The following is an 18,942-nucleotide window of genomic DNA, read 5'->3' on the forward strand; positions in this document are numbered from 1 at the left end:
GGGACGGGTCCGTTATGCGACCCGCCCCCTGCCCTGCTTACAGCCCGATGATACCGCCATCATTCTTGGTGATGACGATCGTCGACGAACGCGGACGCGACGGGGTCGCGACCGCGCCGGCCTGGTTCGCGGGCCAGCTGCTGGTGATGTTGGTGGGACCACCATTCTCACCGGGATGCTGGATGTTGACGAACAGCGAGCGGCCATCCGGGGTCGAGTGGATGCCCGTGATCTCACATTCCTTCGGCCCGACCAGGAAGCGCCGCAGCGTCGTGGCCGGTGCCTTGCCGATCCGCGTCGTGACCGTGTTGCTGGTCCCGCCGAGCGTGCTCGTCACCGACCGCGTACCGCCGTCACCGACACGGCCCGGAATTGCCGCGAGCAGCATGCAGTTGGTGACGTCGGTATAGGCGCCGTCATCGGTCTCGATCCACATCACAGGCGTGACGTTGCCGGTCGGATTGCTCGGCAGGCCGAACCACAGGCCATCGGGCGACGAGAAGTCGTTGGTCGCGTCGAGCCCCGACAGGTTGATGTTGGTCGCATCAAGATCGCTGCCCGCACCGAATGCGTAGATGTCCCATGTAAAGGCGGTCGCCTCCGACGTGTCGCCGGTCTCGCGCAGACGGATGACATGGCCGTTGGCGTTGCCCGTGGTCTGGCCACCGGTGGTCTTGGGATCGGTATAGGCCCGCGGGTTCGACGCATCGACATTCGCCGCAGTGCGCGACGAGTTGTTGGTCAGCGTGCAGTACATCTCGCCCGTCGCCGGGTTCACCGCGGTCCATTCGGGACGATCCATCTTGGTCGCGCCCAGCACGTCGCCCGCCAAACGCGCATTGATCAGCACATCGGCCTGATCCGCAAACGGATAGGTCGTGTTGGCGCTGGTCAGCGGCCCCTGACCGAACACCAGCGGCAGCCACTGGCCCGAACCGTCGGCGTTGAGCTTGGCGACATAGAGCGTGCCCGAGTCGAGATATTTGTCGCCGATCGCGAGCCGGTTGGTCGCGGTCGCGTCTGCCGCCGACCAGGGCGTGGCGGACACGAACTTGTAGATATATTCGTTCTGCGCATCGTCGCCCATGTAGAAGGCCGGCTTGACGCCCGCGATCGTCCGGCCGATCTCGCAACCCTCATGGTTCATGCGGCCGAGCGCGGTGCGCTTGCGCGGGGTCGAGGCGGGATCGAACGGATCGATCTCGACCACCCAGCCATATTGGAACGCCTCGTTGCGGAAATCGCCCGTGGCATCGGTCGCGGCGGTCGTGGTGACGTTCCAGCGGGCATATAGCGTGTTGGCAGCATCCGCCGGCACAACCGAGGCCCAGCCGTAATTGCCGTTGAAGGTGGTGGCGTTGGCGGTCTCGCGGATGCCGTAGCGGGCAAGCGAGACATTCTGCTTGGCGGTCGACCCGCCGCGTGCGGCGACGTCACCGAACTGGCGACGGAAATAGCCCGCCCAATTCTCCTCGTTAGTCAGATAGGTGTGCCAGGGCATCGTGCCGTTCGCGCAATTGTTGATCGTCCCGCGGCCCGCTGTGCCGTCGGTCGAATAGCGCGTCCGGAGCAGTGCGTTGCCGCGGACCGGACCACTGAAGCTCATCGGCGTCAGCGGTGTGATACGGCGGTTGAGCGCCGAGGCGGGGACATAGCTCCAGGCGGTCGCCGACCGGCTGATCTCGATCACCGAGACGCCGTGGCATTCCATCTCTTTCAGCGCCTCGGACTCGGGGCGGACACCGCCCGCACCGATCGCGCCGCCAGTGCTGGTCGCGCCGTTGGGGTGCAGATAGGCCTGGGTGATATTCTCGTGGTTGAGCACGAGCAGGCCGCGCGTGTTGCCGTTGGCGTCGGGGGTGCTGCCGGTCGCGGCCAGCCCGAAATAGCTCATGCCGTCATGATGGTCGCCCGCACGGCGTGCGAAGTTCGTGTCGCTGCCGTCATTGGCATAGGCGCCGACGCCGCTCGCGATCGGATCGCCCAGGCGGTAGAGGACGGTGACACTGTAGCCGGCCGGCACCGCGACGACATCGGCAAGGCTCTTGGGAACCGCGGTGAAGTCGAGCCGCGCCGGGCTGACCGTGACGCTGGTCGAGGTCTCGCTGCGGATGCCGTCGGTGCTGGTGCCGGTGAAGGTGAAGGTGAGCGTGGTGTCGGCAGCGACGCTGGGCGCGGTGAAGGTCGCGGTCGCGGTGTTCGCGTTGGCGAGCGTCACGGCCGGGCCGCCGGTCTGGGCCCAGGCGACGCCCGTCGCGCTGCCCGACGCTACCGTGCCCGTCAGCGTGACCGTCTTGCCCGCCGAGGTCGCGCCCGATGCACCGGCCTGCACGGTGACTGCACGCCGCGGGTCATCCTCGTCGCACCCTGCGAGCAGCATGCCGCCGAACACCGCGGCGGTCGCGGCGGACAGGCCACCCATCAGTGTCTGGCGACGCGAATAGCGCACCGCGATCAGATCGTTCAGATGCGGATTGGCGCTGGTGTTCGTGTCGATATCGCCGTCGTGATAGGCCATCGTCATGTTCGTCGGAATTTTCATACGTCCCCCCGGGATCGGCCGATCTGACCGCTGGACTGAGCTTTGGCCGGGTAAAGCGGCAGTGCGGTGAAGGAACGGAGACACCTCCGCGTCAGTCGCGTGACGGTTCCGCGACACGCACCGGACCGCATCTGAGCGATTGACTTCGCGACCGATTCGGCTATGCGGCGGCTTCGTTCGGCGGGTCCGCCTGCCGAACTCCGTCCGAGACAGTGGGTGCACCGGGTTTGCCGGCGCTTAATCTCCCACCTAGACGGGGAATGAGATATTGCGGAGCGCTTCCGGCGCCTGCCCTCTCCCATGCCCCATCGACGAGACACCCGGAAGCGCGGGCTTGTCTGCGCCTCCGGTTAGTAACCGGGTCCACCGTGCAAATGGTGAACCTGAAAACGTGGAGAATGGCATGGATCGTGATCAAAAGACCGCGGCCGTAGCCGAGCTGAACCGCACCTTCTCCGAGGTCGGCGTCGTCGTTGTGACGCGCAACCTCGGCCTGACCGTCGCACAGTCCACTGTGCTGCGGAACAAGATGCGCGACGCCGGCGCGACCTACAAGGTCTCGAAGAACAAGCTTGCCAAGATCGCAATGGACGGCACCGACTACAGCTCGCTGGGCGACATGCTCACGGGTCCGGTCGGTCTGGCCAGCTCCATCGATCCCGTCGCGGCCGCCAAGGTGGCCGTGGAATTCGCGAAGACGAACGACAAGTTCGAAATCGTGGGTGGGGCGATGGGCGCGACGACCCTCGACGTCGACGGTGTGAAGGCGCTCGCAACGCTGCCCTCGCTGGATGAACTGCGTGCCAAGATCCTCGGCCTCATCGTGGCACCTGCCACGAAGCTGGCGACGATCACGCAGGCTCCGGCAGCGCAGCTCGCGCGCGTGCTTTCCGCCTACGCGGAGAAGGAAGCCGCCTGATCTTGCAGGCTCTTTCGTTACTTTTTGAACTGATGGGGCACATGCCCCGAGATGGAGATTTATCATGGCAGACCTGAACGCGCTCGTTGAGAGCCTGAGCGAACTGACCGTTCTCGAAGCAGCTGAGCTTTCGAAGCTGCTCGAAGAGAAGTGGGGCGTTTCGGCCGCAGCAGCGGTCGCAGCACCGGCAGCTGGCGGCGGCGCAGCCGCACCGGCCGCTGAAGAGCAGACCGAATTCGACGTCATCCTGACCGGCGACGGTGGCAAGAAGATCAACGTCATCAAGGAAGTCCGCGCGATCACGTCGCTCGGCCTGACCGAAGCCAAGACGCTGGTCGAGTCGGCTCCCAAGGCCGTCAAGGAAGGCGTGTCGAAGGACGAAGCCGCCAAGATCAAGGCACAGCTCGAAGCAGCTGGCGCGACCGTCGAGGTCAAGTAAGCCGCAGCGGGAGAGACGCTTCAGCCACGCTGAAGCGCACTCCCCGCAAGGCCGGCCGGCGGCATTCATGCCGACCGACGAAGCAGGGGCTCCGCCCCTGCTGGCCGCAGCTAAAAAAGGGCGGCCCCAGCGATGGGGTCGCCCTTTTTTTGTGCCTGATAGAACGCAACCGGGCCGGATCGATGCGACCCGGCCCGTAGCCTAAGCCCGCCTAGACCATGATCGCGGGCGCATGGGGGCGCGCGGCGATCCCGTCATACATGCGCGCTGGGATATCGAGCCAGAACGGCGCAAGCTTGGCCGAGTCGACCCGCTCGACACCGATCGCCCAGGCACGCGCGGTCTGACCGGCGATCGCCCCGCTGGCATAGCGGATGTTGACCGCGACGATCGGCACGAACATCGGCCGGTCGGCCGCGGTCATGCTGTGGATCGCCTCGCGCGACATGGCCGAGACCGTCCGGATCGTGCGCGACTCGCCCGGCGCGAGCGTGAACGGCGCGGTCGCCGGACGCGGGACCTGACCCGCATTCACCGCCGTCAGATCGGCGTCCTGTCCAGCATGCGCGCTCAGCAAGACCGCCTGGACGCGGATCGCCTCCGCGACGCCTGCGCCGACGTTCGTCACCACGAGCTCACATTCAGCCGTCGCGCTGAGGAGGTTCAGTCCAGCACGAAGCGGGCGCAGCTCGACCGACAGACGCGCCCGCTCCGGCTCGCGCGCACGCCGGTCGAGAAATTGCGGGGTTGCCGCCGTCGCGGGCTCAGGCGGGGACGGCGGTGCGATCGCCGGGATCGGCGTCACCACCTGCGCGGGGCTCGGCGGGACCGGCGCCGGCGTGGGTAGCGGGGGAAGCGGTCTTGCCGGCGGTGCCTCGGCTTCAATCAGCGGTTCGGGCTCGTGATAGTCCAGCCGATCATGCCGTTTACGCGGCCCCCTGCGCAGCAACCACAGCGCGATGACGACGATCGGAATGACCGCCAGCCACAGCCAGAACGGCATCGCCCTGCCCTGCTCCGGCGCGGCGATCGTGCGTTCGACGGGGGCGGCGGACGGCGCAACGGCGGGTGCGACTTCGGGGCTCGCGGTGATTGCCGGAGTCGTCGGCGCCGTGGTGACGGTCGATGCGGGCGCCGGATCCGTCCGAACGTCCGCCGCGTCGCGCGGTGCGGCGGACGGCACGGGCTCCGCTGCACGTCGGGACGTCGTCGCGGCATCGACCCGCGCGGCCCTCGGGGTATCCGGGTCTGCACTGCGTGTCGCCGGCGCCCGCGCGGGGGTGCGGCTGCGCGGCGGCGCGTCTGCGGTCGTCGGAGCCGGCAGAACCAGTCGTGGCGTATCGGGTACGGGAACCGCTGCCGTTCCCGTATCGCGGGCCTGAAGCGGCTCGAGCCCGCGAACCGCCCCAGCCGGCGCCGGTGGGGTCGACTGCTGCGACGCGGCGTCCGACGTCTGGCCCGACTCCTGCGCGACCGCGGGCGGCGCCAGCGCCAAGCCGGCCGGCACGATCAGAAGCGCGCGGCGCCATTGTATGCTCATCGTCGAAAATTCCCTCCTGCAACGCTAGCGCGGGGAGGCCGAACGGGTCGCGGCGGCAAGCCGCCATGCGATGAGCCGCGCCGCGAGGGCGACCAGATGATCGTCCGCATCGCGAACCGCTGGCCTTCAGATCACGCGGACGTGCGCGAAGCTTCCCGCCGCCATCGGCCGGCCCCAGTAGAAGCCCTGTGCACAGCGAGCACCCAGGTCGCGGGCGATCGCGAGATGCTCTTCGGTCTCGACACCCTCGACGACCGTGCTCAGCCCCCGCGCGTGGCAGGACCGGACGACCTCGCGCAGGATGCCGAGTTCGTGCACGTGGCGTGCGCAATGGCCGAAAAAGTCCTTGTCGATCTTCAGCTCGGCGATCGGCAACGTGAAGACGCGATCGAAATTCGTCGCCCCCTTGCCGAAATCGTCGAGCGAGAACACCACGCCCAGATCGCGCAACCCGTTCATGTCGCGGACCAGCCGCTGGGTATCGACCGGCCGGGCATCCTCGGTGATCTCGATGATCAGGACGCCCCGTCCCGGCCCGTTCGACGCGACGCCGCGTCGGCGCAGTTCATCGCCCAGCGCCGCCTGGAACAGCGGATCGGCCAGCACCGCCTGGCTGCAGTTGATCGCGACCGGCGCGGACCGTTGCTCGACGCTCAGCGCAAGCCAGAGGTCGAGCGCGGCGATGACCGCCTTCATCGTCGCTGCCGCCTCGATCCCCGCATCGGTCATCGCGGCGAACAGCCATTCGGGGTTCACCCCCGGGATGTTGCGCAGCCGGGCGAGCGCTTCATAGCCGGCAACCTGATCGTTCGTCAGGTCGATCTTGGGAAGGAACTCGTAATGCAGGTTCGGCAGCAGCCGCGATTCCACAAGCAGCGCCGCAATCATGCGCCGGTCGCCCGCAGCGTCTTCCGACCGGCCCGGCCCGGTCGCGAGCGACGCGAGGATCGCGGTGAGTGCGCCGATCTTGTAAGTGCGCTCGAGCGACCCGACGAGCGGATGCTCGCCGATCATCGCCTCGCCGAGGACGGCGGACGGATATTCGCCCGGCGGCCGCAACTCGATCACCGGGCAGATCCGCCCGTCGTGCCCGATCTGATCGAGCACGGTGATCAGATCGTCGCCCCGCGATTGCGCGTCGGCAATCACGACGTCAGGCGCAAACGCCGTTCCCGCCGCAATCTCCCCCGCATGGCCGATCCAGGCGACGGCATAGCCACGGGACCGCAGTTCCGCGTGCGCCTGGCACGATGCCGCATCGGCGGCATGGACGAACAGCAATCGCGGCAGCACGGCGCGCCCCTCCCCCGCCACAGGCAGATAAGCGGAGGCCGGGCTTGCCAGCCCCAGGCCGAAACCTGCTGCCGCACCCGGTGGGGGCGCCAGACTGGGATCGGCGCTCACGCGGACGGGTCCGACCGGGCGGCTATCGACATGGGCGTGAACTCGGCAATAGGGTGGACGCTGACGAATGACGGCTGAACGACACCGGCAAGGCCCCGCCGTGCGGCGGATTCAATCCCGGTAGCCAATTGGTATCTACTAATCCTGATCAGGACTGTCATCCCCGCGAACAGCGCCGCACCCGCACCAGGTCGCTCGTCGCCCAATAAGCCGTTGCGTGGCATTGTGATTTTATTACAAATATTTTTCTACGAGTCGCTGCGCCGCGCTCGCCTGGCCGCAAGGGCATCCCGTCTTCGACATTTTACGCGCGATACCGGACCGCTTTGACAAGCGCCGGCCACCGTCCTATATGAGCCACTCACCACAGCATCCGGGAAACGACAGGCCGTCGCGCAGCATGTCGATCGTATTGGATGCCGGGGTTTCATTCGCCGAAAGCCGCCGCATGTGATTGCGCGCGGCCTTTTTGCGTTACTGCACGCCCCGTCCGGGGGTTCCCGGGCACGAAATTACGGCTGACCCGTCAGTTTATTGAGGGCAAATAACCTATGGCTTCCAAGGCGATCAACGAGGGCGCTGCCAAGCAGCGTCGTGACGGCGGCACCGCAAAGCGTCGCATCCGCAAGGTCTTCGGCAACATCCACGAAGTCGTGCAGATGCCGAACCTGATCGAGGTCCAGCGCGAGAGCTACGAGCAGTTCCTGCGCTCCGACAAGTCGATCGGCCATGTCTCGGGCCTCGAGAAGACGCTGCGCAGCGTGTTCCCGATCCAGGATTTCGCGGGCACGGCCTATCTCGATTTCGACGATTACGTCCTTGAGCCGCCGAAGTTCGACGTCGAGGAATGCCGCCAGCGCGGGATCACCTATGCCGCGCCGATGCGCGTCACGCTGCGTCTGACCGCGTTCGAGGTCGATCCCGATACCGAGGCCAAGTCGGTCATCGATATCAAGGAGCAGGACGTGTACATGGGCGACATGCCGCTCATGACCGAGAACGGCACCTTCTTTATCAACGGCACCGAGCGCGTGATCGTCAGCCAGATGCACCGTTCGCCGGGCGTCCTGTTCGATCACGATCGCGGCAAGACGCACGCATCGGGCAAGTATCTGTTCGCTGCCCGCGTGATCCCGTATCGCGGCTCGTGGCTCGATTTCGAGTTCGACGCGAAGGACATCGTCAACGTCCGCATCGATCGCAAGCGCAAGCTGCCCGTCACGGCGCTGCTCTACGCGCTCGGCATGACGTCGGAAGAGATCCTCAACTACTTCTACAACCGCGTGACGTTCGTCCGCGGCCAGGGTGGCTGGATCGTTCCGTTCCAGGTCGAGAACTGGCGTGGCCAGAAGCCGATGTTCGACATCGTCGATGCGAAGACCGGCGAAGTCGTGTTCCCGAACGGCCAGAAGATCTCCCCGCGCGCCGCGAACAAGGCGTTCAAGGACGGTCTCACCGACCTGCTGATTCCGACCGAGGAAATCTTCGGCCGCTATTCGGCATACGATCTGATCGACGAGTCGACCGGCCGCATCTACATCGAAGCCGGTGACGAAGTGACCGCCGAGAACCTCGAACTGCTCGACCAGGCAGGCATCGAGCGTCTCGACCTGCTCGACATCGATCACGTCGCGACGGGTCCGTGGATCCGCAACACGCTCAAGGTCGACAAGGCCGAAGAGCGCGAGCAGGCGCTGTCCGACATCTACCGCGTGATGCGCCCCGGCGAGCCGCCGACGCTGGAGACCGCCGAGGCATTGTTCTCGGGTCTGTTCTTCGATCCGGATCGCTACGACCTGTCGGCCGTGGGCCGCGTGAAGCTCAACATGCGTCTCGACCTCGACGTCGAGGACACCGTCACGACGCTGCGTACCGAGGACATTCTCGAGGTCATCAAGACGCTCGTGAACCTCAAGGATGGCAAGGGCGAAATCGACGATATCGACAACCTCGGTAACCGTCGTGTCCGTTCGGTCGGCGAGCTGCTCGAGAACCAGTATCGCGTCGGCCTGCTCCGCATGGAGCGCGCCGTGAAGGAGCGCATGTCGTCGGTCGACGTCTCGACCGTCATGCCGAACGACCTGATCAACGCGAAGCCTGCGGTTGCCGCGGTCCGCGAGTTCTTCGGCTCGTCGCAGCTGTCGCAGTTCATGGATCAGACCAACCCGCTGTCGGAAGTTACCCACAAGCGTCGCGTGTCGGCACTTGGACCAGGTGGTCTGACGCGCGAGCGCGCAGGCTTCGAAGTCCGCGACGTTCACCCGACGCATTACGGCCGCATCTGCCCGATCGAGACGCCGGAAGGCCCGAACATCGGTCTGATCAACTCGCTCGCCAGCTTCTCGCGGGTGAATAAGTACGGCTTCATCGAGACTCCGTACCGCAAGGTCGTCGACCACAAGGTGACCGACGACGTCGTGTACCTGTCGGCGATGGAAGAGGCCAAGCACACGATCGCGCAGGCTAACGCCGATCTGACCGGTGATGGCGGCTTCACCGAGGAACTCGTCTCGTCGCGTCAGGCGGGCGAATTCCTGATGGCGCTGCCCGACAACATCACGCTGATGGACGTCAGCCCCAAGCAGCTCGTCTCGGTTGCGGCTTCGCTCATTCCGTTCCTGGAAAACGATGACGCCAACCGCGCGCTGATGGGCTCGAACATGCAGCGTCAGGCCGTGCCGCTCGTCCAGGCCGAGGCGCCGTTCGTCGGCACCGGCATGGAAGAGACGGTTGCGCGTGACTCTGGCGCCGCCATCTCGGCAAAGCGTGCGGGCATCGTCGATCAGGTCGACGCGGCGCGTATCGTGATCCGTGCAACCGGCGAGATCGATGCCGGCAAGTCGGGCGTCGACATCTACACGCTGATGAAGTTCCAGCGCTCGAACCAGTCGACCTGCATCAACCAGCGTCCGCTGGTGAAGGTGGGCGATGTGGTCCGTGCCGGCGACGTGCTTGCCGACGGCCCGTCGACCGAGTTCGGCGAGCTGGCGCTGGGTCGCAACAGCCTCGTCGCGTTCATGCCGTGGAACGGCTACAACTACGAGGATTCGATCCTGATCTCCGAGCGGATCGTGAAGGACGACGTGTTCACGTCGATCCATATCGACGAGTTCGAGGTGATGGCCCGCGACACGAAGCTCGGGCCTGAGGACATCACGCGTGACATCCCGAACGTCGGCGAGGAAGCGCTTCGCAACCTCGACGAAGCGGGCATCGTCTACATCGGTGCAGAGGTCGAGCCGGGCGACATTCTCGCGGGCAAGATCACGCCGAAGGGTGAATCGCCGATGACGCCGGAGGAGAAGCTTCTCCGCGCGATCTTCGGCGAGAAGGCCAGCGACGTGCGCGACACCTCGCTTCGCCTGCCGCCGGGCGTGTCGGGTACGGTCGTCGACGTTCGCGTCTTCAACCGTCACGGCATCGACAAGGACGAGCGCGCGATGGCGATCGAGCGCGAGGAGATCGAGCGTCTGAAGAAGGATTCGGACGACGAGCGTTCGATCCTGAACCGTGCGACCTGGTCGCGTCTTCGCGAGATGCTGCTCGACCAGACGGCCACCTCGGCGCCCAAGGGCGTCAAGAAGGGCGTCGTGATCGACATGGATCTGCTCGACAGCGTCGACCGCCACGAGTGGTGGAAGTTCGCGGTCGCCGACGACAAGATCCAGAGCGATCTGGAAGCGGTCAAGATCCAGTATGACGATGCCGCCAAGCTGATCACCGACAAGTTCCACGATCGTCGCGAGAAGCTGGAGCGTGGTGACGAGCTGTCGCCGGGCGTGCTGAAGATGGTAAAGGTATTCGTCGCGGTGAAGCGCAAGCTGCAGCCGGGCGACAAGATGGCCGGCCGTCACGGGAACAAGGGCGTCATCAGCCGCATCCTGCCGGCGGAGGACATGCCGTTCCTCGCCGACGGGACGCCGGTCGATATCGTGCTCAACCCGCTGGGCGTGCCGTCGCGCATGAACGTCGGGCAGATCTTCGAGACGCATCTGGGCTGGGCCGCACGCGGTCTGGGTCAGCAGATCACCCACGCGCTCGAAACCTGGCGCGAGGAGAATCCGGAGGCCAAGGCCGGTGCGATGCCGGAGGCGGTCCGCGATCGTCTCAAGACGGTCTATGGCGAGCAGTATCACGAAGAGATCGACGCCCGTTCGGGTGACGAGATCATCGAGCTGGCCAAGAACCTGAAGGGCGGCGTGCCGATGGCGACGCCGGTGTTCGATGGTGCGCGCGAGGCGGACGTGTCGGCGATGCTGGAGCTGGCGGGTCTCGACCCGTCGGGCCAGTCGGACCTGTTCGACGGACGTACCGGCGACAAGTTCGATCGCAAGGTGACGGTTGGGTACATCTACATGCTCAAGCTCCACCATCTGGTCGACGACAAGATCCACGCACGGTCGATCGGGCCATACTCGCTCGTCACGCAGCAGCCGCTGGGTGGTAAGGCGCAGTTCGGTGGTCAGCGCTTCGGCGAGATGGAGGTCTGGGCACTCCAGGCCTACGGGGCGGCGTACACCTTGCAGGAAATGCTCACGGTGAAGTCGGACGACGTGGTCGGCCGCACCAAGGTCTACGAGGCGATCGTCAAGGGTGACGACACGTTCGAGGCGGGCATTCCGGAGAGCTTCAACGTGCTCGTCAAGGAAATGCGCTCGCTGGGCCTGAATGTGGACCTGAAGCAGTCGGAGCCCGGCTTCGACAGCGACGGCATCCAGATCGCGGCGGAGTAACGCGGTTGAACTAGCTCCCCTCCCGCGACGGGTTCCCATCAAAGTAATACTTTGATGGGGCCCTTCCGGGAGGGGCCGGGGGTGGGCTCCCGGCCGGTGATGGAGCGCCAAGATCGAACCGGGTGCCCACCCCTTCCCAAGCAAGAGCTTGGGCCCCTTCCCCTCCCGCTCGCGGGAGGGGAGTTGGAAGGATCAATATATGAACGAAATGACCCCCTTCGCCAATCCGGTCGCCAAGGCCGAGACGTTCGACCAGATCCAGATCGGCATCGCATCGCCGGACAAGATCCGCAGCTGGTCGTTCGGCGAGATCAAGAAGCCCGAGACCATCAACTATCGCACGTTCAAGCCCGAGCGTGACGGCCTGTTCTGCGCGCGCATCTTCGGTCCGATCAAGGATTACGAGTGCCTGTGCGGCAAGTACAAGCGCATGAAGTACAAGGGCATCGTCTGCGAGAAGTGCGGCGTCGAGGTTACCGTCTCGAAGGTTCGCCGCGAGCGCATGGGCCATATCGAGCTCGCCGCCCCGGTCGCGCACATCTGGTTCCTGAAGTCGCTGCCGTCGCGCATCGGCCTGCTGCTCGACATGCAGCTCAAGCAGCTCGAGCGCGTGCTGTACTTCGAGGCGTACATCGTCATCGAGCCGGGCCTGACCCCGCTCGAGAAGTACCAGCTGATGACCGAGGACGAGCTCCTCGACGCGCAGGACCAGTATGGCGAGGACGCGTTCTCGGCCGGCATCGGTGCCGAGGCGGTCCGCATCATGCTGGAGTCGCTCGATCTCGAGGGTGAGCGTACCACACTGCTCGAAGAGCTCGCGGTCACCAAGTCCGAGCTGAAGCCCAAGAAGATCATCAAGCGGCTGAAGGTCGTCGAGAGCTTCATCGATTCGGGCAACCGCCCCGAATGGATGATCCTCGAGGTCGTTCCGGTCATCCCGCCCGAGCTGCGCCCGCTGGTGCCGCTGGACGGTGGTCGTTTCGCGACGTCGGATCTGAACGATCTGTATCGCCGCGTGATCAACCGCAACAACCGCCTGAAGCGCCTGATGGAGCTCCGCGCGCCGGACATCATCGTCCGCAACGAGAAGCGCATGCTGCAGGAGGCCGTCGACGCATTGTTCGACAATGGTCGCCGCGGTCGCACGATCACGGGCGCCAACAAGCGTCCGCTCAAGTCGCTGTCCGACATGCTCAAGGGCAAGCAGGGCCGCTTCCGCCAGAATCTTCTGGGCAAGCGCGTCGATTACTCGGGTCGTTCGGTCATCGTGACCGGGCCTGAGCTGAAACTGCACCAGTGCGGCCTGCCGAAGAAGATGGCGCTCGAGCTGTTCAAGCCGTTCATCTACGCACGCCTCGACGCCAAGGGCCTCAGCATGACGCTGAAGCAGGCGAAGAAGTGGGTCGAGAAGGAGCGCAAGGAAGTCTGGGACATCCTGGACGAGGTGATCCGCGAGCATCCGGTCATGCTGAACCGTGCGCCGACGCTTCACCGTCTGGGCATCCAGGCGTTCGAGCCGGTGCTGATCGAGGGCAAGGCGATCCAGCTTCACCCGCTGGTCTGCTCCGCGTTCAACGCCGATTTCGATGGCGATCAGATGGCCGTCCACGTCCCGCTGTCGCTCGAAGCGCAGCTGGAAGCGCGCGTCCTGATGATGTCGACGAACAACATCCTGTCGCCCGCCAACGGCAAGCCGATCATCGTGCCGTCGCAGGACATGGTGCTGGGTCTCTATTATCTGTCGATGATGAAGGAGAACGAGCCGGGCCAGGGCATGCTGCTCGGTGACATGGCCGAAGTGCATCAGGCACTGAACGCCCAGGCCGTGACGCTGCACAGCAAGATCATCAGCCGCGTTCCGCAGACCGATGAGAACGGCAAGCAGTATCTCAAGCGCTACGAGACGACGCCGGGCCGCATGCTGCTTGGCGAGTGCCTGCCGCATAGCCACAAGGTGCCGTTCGACACCGTCAACCGCCTGCTCACCAAGAAGGACGTGGGCGACGTGATCGACGAGGTCTATCGTCACACCGGCCAGAAGGAGACCGTGCTGTTCGCCGATGCGATCATGACGCTCGGCTTCCGTCACGCCTTCCGCGCCGGCATCTCGTTCGGCAAGGACGACATGATCATTCCGGACGCGAAGGTCGGTCTGGTCGATGATACCAAGGCGCTCGTGAAGGACTTCGAGCAGCAGTATCAGGATGGTCTGATCACGCAGCAGGAGAAGTACAACAAGGTGATCGACGCCTGGAGCCGTTGCGGTGACCAGGTCGCGAACGCCATGATGGACGAGATCCGTGCGGTGAAGGTCGATACGGATACCGGCCGTGAAAAGCCGATCAACTCGATCTACATGATGGCCCATTCGGGTGCTCGTGGTTCGCAGGCGCAGATCAAGCAGCTTGCCGGTATGCGTGGCCTGATGGCCAAGCCGTCGGGCGAGATCATCGAGACGCCGATCATCTCGAACTTCAAGGAAGGTCTGACCGTCCTTGAATACTTCAACTCGACCCACGGCGCTCGTAAGGGCCTCGCGGATACGGCGTTGAAGACGGCGAACTCGGGGTACCTCACGCGTCGTCTGGTCGACGTGTCGCAGGATTGCGTCATCATCGAACCCGATTGCGGCACGACGCGCGCACTCGAAATGAAGGCGATCCTTCAGGGTGGTTCGACGATCGCAAGCCTCGGCGAGCGCATCCTCGGTCGTACGACCGCGGAGGACATCACCGATCCGAAGACCGGCAGGGTCATCATCCCGTCGGGCACGCTGCTCGACGAGCCGATGATCACGACGATCGAAGGCCTCGGCACGCAGTCGTGCAAGATCCGCAGCCCGCTGGTCTGCGAGTCGAAGATCGGCGTCTGCGGCAAGTGCTACGGGCGCGATCTCGCCCGCGGTACGCCGGTGAACATCGGTGAAGCTGTCGGCGTCATTGCCGCGCAGTCGATCGGTGAGCCGGGCACGCAGCTGACCATGCGTACGTTCCACATCGGTGGTGCAGCGCAGCTCAACGAGACGTCGAACCTCGAGGCGCATGCCGACGGTACGGTGCAGTTCCGCGATCTGCGTATCATCGTCGACCAGCGTGGCCGTCGCGTGGTGCTCAGCCGCTCGGGTGAAATCGCGATCGTCGACATGGACGGCCGCGAGCTCTCGGTCGATCGTATCCCTTACGGCGCATATGTGCTGTTCGACGATGGTCACATCGTGTCGCGCGGCGACCGGATGGCCGAGTGGGATCCGTTCACCATGCCGGTGATCACGGAGAACCCGGGCACGATCAAGTATGTCGACCTGATCGAGGGCAAGACGCTCACCGAGCAGACCGACGAAGCCACGGGCATCGCCCAGCGCGTCGTGATCGAATATCGTGCGGCGACCAAGTCGAAGGAGGATCTGCGTCCGCGCATGACCCTGCTCGACGAGACGTCGGGCGAGACCGGCCGCTACATGCTGGCGATCGGTGCGACCTTGTCGGTCGAGGATGGCGCACAGGTGTTCGGCGGCGACGTCGTGGCCCGCGTCAGCCGCGAGAGCGCCAAGACGCGCGACATCACCGGTGGTCTGCCGCGCGTTGCCGAGCTGTTCGAGGCGCGTATCCCCAAGGACTCGGCGATCATCGCCAAGATCTCGGGCCGCGTCGTGTTCGGCAAGGATTACAAGGCGAAGCGCAAGATCGGCATCCAGCCCGAGGATGGCGGCGACGTCGTCGAGTATCTGGTGCCGAAGTCGAAGGTCATTGACGTGCAGGAAGGCGATTACGTCAAGCGCGGCGACAACCTGATCGGCGGCTCGCCCGATCCGCATGACATCCTCGAGACAATGGGTATCGAGCCCCTCGCCGAGTATCTCGTGTCGGAAATCCAGGAGGTCTATCGTCTCCAGGGCGTGAAGATCAACGACAAGCACATCGAGACGATCGTTCGTCAGATGCTGCAGAAGGTCGAGATCACCGATGGCGGCGACACCACGCTGCTGAAGGGCGAGCAGGTCGATCGCGAGGAAATGGACGCGACCAACGAGAAGCTCGACAAGAAGCAGACCCGTGCACAGGGCAAGCCCATCCTGCTCGGTATCACCAAGGCGTCGCTGCAGACCCGCAGCTTCATCTCGGCGGCATCGTTCCAGGAGACCACCCGCGTTCTCACCGAGGCCGCGGTCCAGGGTAAGCAGGACATGCTGATGGGTCTGAAGGAGAACGTGATCGTCGGCCGGCTCATCCCGGCAGGCACCGGCGCAGGTCTCAACCGCCTGCGGGTCGTGGCGAACAGCCGTGACGCCTCGATGCGCGTCGCCCAGCGCAAGATGGCCGAAGCCTCGATCATCGCGCCGAAGTCGGCGAAGGAAGAGCATGACGCCGAACTCGCCCGCTCGCCGCGCGATTCCGGCGGCACGGGGGACGATGCGCTTGGCGAAGTCGTGACCTCGGGCACCGGCACCGATGCGGATGCCGGCGAGTATCTGAACAAGCCCGAGTAATCGGGCTCATCAGACGCCAGTGAAAAGGCCGCCGTCCGGATATCCGGGCGGCGGCCTTTTTCGTTTCAGGCGACTGGCGGGGTGGACTGGTCGAACCGCGCGCCCTGGCGGGTCAGCCGGTGTCGTCACCCATAGTTCGCGGGATCGTCCGGAGCTGCTGGCCGGTGACGCGTAATTCGTTGAATGCGGGCGGACTGCCGCGCGTCCGCTTGGACAGGGTGCCGGCACCGATCATGCGGATCTCCCGGCCGCGGCGTTCGACGGGAATGTCGAAGGGATCGTGGACATGACCTGACAGCACGGCATGCGCTCCCGCATCGGCCAGTGCGGTCAATGCGCTGTCGCCATGGCGGGTCTTCGCTGTCCCGGTCGTGCCGCCTTCGATCAGCGGATGATGCGCCGCGACGAAGACCAGGTGATCCTTCGGCACATCCTCGATCATCGCCAGCGCGCGCGACAGCGACCCCGGGCTGACACGCCCCTTCGACCAGTTCCAGCGCCACTGCGCGCGGGCCGTCGTCTTGAGCGGGACGATCGTGATCCCGGGCAATTCCAGGGGCTTCTCGATCATCGACTCGACCGCGGCATAACGCTGATAGGGCGAGAAGAACCGGCGGAACGGATCCCAGTAATAGGGGATGTCGTGATTGCCGACCTCGAGCGTGACGGGCACGCCGAGGCTGCGCAACCAGTCGCCGCCACGCTGGAACTCCTCCTTCGTGGCGCGCATCGTCAGATCGCCGGTCATGATCACCGCGTCGGGCCGCTCGGCCTCGACACAGGCGGAAAACCAGGCGAGCGCTGCCGGATCCTCCGCCCCGAAATGAACGTCGCTGACGTGAAACAGCGTGTGCGAGCGTCCTGAAACATCTGACATGTCAGGCAAGTTCGGCCAGCGTCTTGGGCTGGTGCATCGGACACCCGTTGAACGTCCCGCGGAATCCCGCCGAGAGCTCATAGGTCTCCTTGCGGACGCGATTGACGCCGCCCAGCGGCTGATGGTCGACCACGCCGTGCCACACGCTGTACGCCAGCGCATCGTCGGTATGATCGGTCACGCCATGCTCCCAGGAGATTTGCGGCGCCACCTCGAGCGTGGCGACCGTGACGAACGGGCTTCCCTGCTGATCCCATTCGACGGTCGCGTCCTCGATCGGCATCGCGTCGAGATCGGTGTTCAGCTGGACGCGCAGTTCCCAGACACCGCCATGCTCGATCAGCTCCTCGCGCACGACCTCGCGCAGCGCATCGGGGCGTGCGGTGATGTCGACCGTATCGCCGGTCAGGCGCGTCAGCGCGGGTGAGACCGGGAACAGCGCGACCTTGGCGATATAATCGCCGTAGCGCAGCGGCGTCTGCGAGAAATAGGTCTCGCCGAGCGGGTGGACGGGTTTTGCGCCGCCGAGTGTCTTCAGCGTCGCGGACTCCGCCCCGACCGCTTCCAGTGCGGATTCGACGACGCGGAAGGTCGCCGACATCGCCTTCTTCACACCGTCGAACCGGTCGGTCGTCTTGGCGAGCAGCTTGAGGTTCTTCGAAAAGGCCTTGGGATCGGGGGCTGCGAAGACCGGCGCGTTGACCATGATGAAGTCCTGCGTCGTCTCGCCTTCCGAACCCGGCAGGCGATCGCCCTGGACGTCGAGGATCTTCAGCGCGACGCCCCGCGGCAGGCTGACGCTGTCATCGAGAATGTCGCCCGCGTTCGTCGAGATGCGCAGCACCGCCTCATGACGCCCCGGCTGCGCAAAAATGCCTTGCGCCAGCGTTTCGGGCAGGCCGTCGGCGATCGTCAGCGTGCCGCGCGCGATGCCATGTGCCTTGGCATGAACCGCGCGCACGGCATGCGCATAATCCTGCGACGTGGTCTCAAGGATCTCGCGAAAGCTGTCCTTGAGCGACGCCAGCGTCTCGGCCTCGTCGTCGGCGATGGTCTCGACCGAAGGGGCGAATCGTACGGGCTGGGTGGACATGCGGATCTCCTGTCGTTTCCGATCCAAACCCGCCGAACTCCGCGACGTTCCCACTGCACGGGCGATCGGTACGATCCCGCACGCTGTTGCAAAGCGCCGCGCCCCGGTCCACGCGGTCGGCGCCCATCGAAGGAGAAACCGATGCAGATTCCCGTCGTCACCGCCCCCACGATCGCGATCGTCGGATCCGCGGCGCGGTTTCCGGTCCGCAGGATCTTCTGCGTCGGGCAGAATTACGCCGACCACGCGCGCGAAATGGGGTCGGATCCCGATCGGCAGCAGCCCTTTTTCTTCTCCAAGCCAGCCGATGCCGTCGTGCCCGGAGGCGGCACCCTGCCCTATCCGAGCATGACGCAGGATCTGCATCACGAGGTCGAGCTGGTCGTCGCGCTGGGCGCGGGCGGGCGGGACATCGATGCGGCGGAGGCGACGGCGAAGATCTTCGGTCATGCGGTCGGTATCGACCTGACGCGGCGCGACCTGCAGGCGGCGGCCAAGGCGGTCGGGCGGCCATGGGACATGGCCAAGGGGTTCGACCGGTCCGCCCCGATCGGCGCGCTCACCCCCGGCGCGCCGCCCGCTACGGGGGCGATCACACTCACGATCGACGGCGAACCGCGCCAGTCGGGCGACCTGTCAATGATGATCTGGTCCGTCGCCGAAGTCATCGCCGCGCTGTCGCGTCAGGTCGAACTCGCCCCCGGCGATCTGATCTTCACCGGCACCCCCGCGGGCGTCGGGCCGATCCTGCCCGGGGTACAGGTCCGCGCGACGATCACCGATCTCGAGCCGCTCGAGATCCTGTTCGACGCCTGATCGACCCCTGATCGACGTGGCGGGGACGATGTTTTTGTATAAATATAGTCGTCCCCGACCTTAGTCGGCTTTCCTTTGTCGCCGCCCGCCCGC

10 protein-coding genes are annotated in these 18,942 nt (G+C 65.3%); 5 read left to right on the forward strand and 5 right to left on the reverse strand.

From position 1 onward, the window contains the following. Positions 1–37 precede the first annotated feature (37 nt). On the reverse strand, positions 38–2,542 hold the full coding sequence (locus tag FHY04_RS10665) for a PhoX family phosphatase (RefSeq protein WP_183936374.1): 2,505 nt from the start codon (positions 2,540–2,542) through the stop codon (positions 38–40). A gap of 403 nt (positions 2,543–2,945) precedes the next feature. Between FHY04_RS10665 and rplJ the strand changes: the two genes are divergently transcribed. Together rplJ and rplL are read left to right on the forward strand one after the other, a co-directional pair. Further along, positions 2,946–3,461 (forward strand): 50S ribosomal protein L10, encoded by a 516-nt coding sequence (rplJ, locus tag FHY04_RS10670; protein WP_031392843.1) that lies wholly within the window; start codon positions 2,946–2,948, stop codon positions 3,459–3,461. Between the two features lie 64 nt (positions 3,462–3,525). After that, complete coding sequence (gene rplL / locus FHY04_RS10675) at positions 3,526–3,900, forward strand: 50S ribosomal protein L7/L12 (RefSeq protein WP_031392842.1); 375 nt, start codon at positions 3,526–3,528, stop codon at positions 3,898–3,900. A gap of 211 nt (positions 3,901–4,111) precedes the next feature. Here the strand turns inward: rplL and FHY04_RS10680 are convergent, their stop codons facing one another. Together FHY04_RS10680 and FHY04_RS22900 are read right to left on the reverse strand one after the other, a co-directional pair. Then, positions 4,112–5,440 carry a hypothetical protein gene (locus FHY04_RS10680; protein WP_183936375.1) on the reverse strand — a complete coding sequence of 443 codons (1,329 nt, stop codon included), beginning with the start codon at positions 5,438–5,440 and terminating at the stop codon, positions 4,112–4,114. Positions 5,441–5,566: 126 nt separating this feature from the next. Next, positions 5,567–6,844 carry an EAL domain-containing protein gene (locus FHY04_RS22900; RefSeq protein ID WP_183936376.1) on the reverse strand — a complete coding sequence of 426 codons (1,278 nt, stop codon included), beginning with the start codon at positions 6,842–6,844 and terminating at the stop codon, positions 5,567–5,569. Positions 6,845–7,395: 551 nt separating this feature from the next. On the opposite strand from FHY04_RS22900, the gene rpoB reads away from it, so the two are divergent. Together rpoB and rpoC are read left to right on the forward strand one after the other, a co-directional pair. After that, positions 7,396–11,577: a DNA-directed RNA polymerase subunit beta gene (rpoB, locus tag FHY04_RS10690; protein WP_031393738.1), complete on the forward strand. Its 4,182-nt coding sequence runs from the start codon at positions 7,396–7,398 to the stop codon at positions 11,575–11,577. A 199-nt stretch (positions 11,578–11,776) separates the two neighbouring features. Further along, positions 11,777–16,063, forward strand: coding sequence for a DNA-directed RNA polymerase subunit beta' (gene rpoC / locus FHY04_RS10695; RefSeq protein WP_183936377.1), 4,287 nt, complete (start codon positions 11,777–11,779; stop codon positions 16,061–16,063). A 112-nt stretch (positions 16,064–16,175) separates the two neighbouring features. Here rpoC and FHY04_RS10700 read toward each other — a convergent pair whose 3' ends face one another. Both FHY04_RS10700 and FHY04_RS10705 read right to left on the reverse strand, forming a co-directional pair. Beyond that, positions 16,176–16,940: a metallophosphoesterase gene (locus FHY04_RS10700; RefSeq protein ID WP_183936378.1), complete on the reverse strand. Its 765-nt coding sequence runs from the start codon at positions 16,938–16,940 to the stop codon at positions 16,176–16,178. A gap of 1 nt (position 16,941) precedes the next feature. Then, positions 16,942–18,033: a catalase family protein gene (locus tag FHY04_RS10705; protein ID WP_183936379.1), complete on the reverse strand. Its 1,092-nt coding sequence runs from the start codon at positions 18,031–18,033 to the stop codon at positions 16,942–16,944. Positions 18,034–18,174: 141 nt separating this feature from the next. Here FHY04_RS10705 and FHY04_RS10710 point away from each other — a divergent pair, with 141 nt between their 5' ends. Then, entirely contained in the window at positions 18,175–18,849 is a 675-nt protein-coding gene (locus FHY04_RS10710; protein ID WP_183936380.1) for a fumarylacetoacetate hydrolase family protein, read from the forward strand. The last annotated feature ends 93 nt before the right edge of the window (positions 18,850–18,942 follow it).

Origin of the sequence: Sphingomonas sp. BK481 (assembly GCF_014194875.1) — a bacterium.
Lineage (GTDB): Bacteria > Pseudomonadota > Alphaproteobacteria > Sphingomonadales > Sphingomonadaceae > Sphingomonas > Sphingomonas aerolata.

Bases quoted from the DNA above. Each gene is read 5' to 3' on its own strand.
- FHY04_RS10665 (WP_183936374.1), bottom strand. From the start codon at position 2,542: ATGAAAATTCCGACGAACATGACGATGGCCTATCACGACGGCGATATC.
- rplJ (WP_031392843.1), top strand. From the start codon at position 2,946: ATGGATCGTGATCAAAAGACCGCGGCCGTAGCCGAGCTGAACCGCACC.
- rplL (WP_031392842.1), top strand. From the start codon at position 3,526: ATGGCAGACCTGAACGCGCTCGTTGAGAGCCTGAGCGAACTGACCGTT.
- FHY04_RS10680 (WP_183936375.1), bottom strand. From the start codon at position 5,440: ATGAGCATACAATGGCGCCGCGCGCTTCTGATCGTGCCGGCCGGCTTG.
- rpoB (WP_031393738.1), top strand. From the start codon at position 7,396: ATGGCTTCCAAGGCGATCAACGAGGGCGCTGCCAAGCAGCGTCGTGAC.
- rpoC (WP_183936377.1), top strand. From the start codon at position 11,777: ATGAACGAAATGACCCCCTTCGCCAATCCGGTCGCCAAGGCCGAGACG.
- FHY04_RS10700 (WP_183936378.1), bottom strand. From the start codon at position 16,940: ATGTCAGATGTTTCAGGACGCTCGCACACGCTGTTTCACGTCAGCGAC.
- FHY04_RS10705 (WP_183936379.1), bottom strand. From the start codon at position 18,033: ATGTCCACCCAGCCCGTACGATTCGCCCCTTCGGTCGAGACCATCGCC.
- FHY04_RS10710 (WP_183936380.1), top strand. From the start codon at position 18,175: ATGCAGATTCCCGTCGTCACCGCCCCCACGATCGCGATCGTCGGATCC.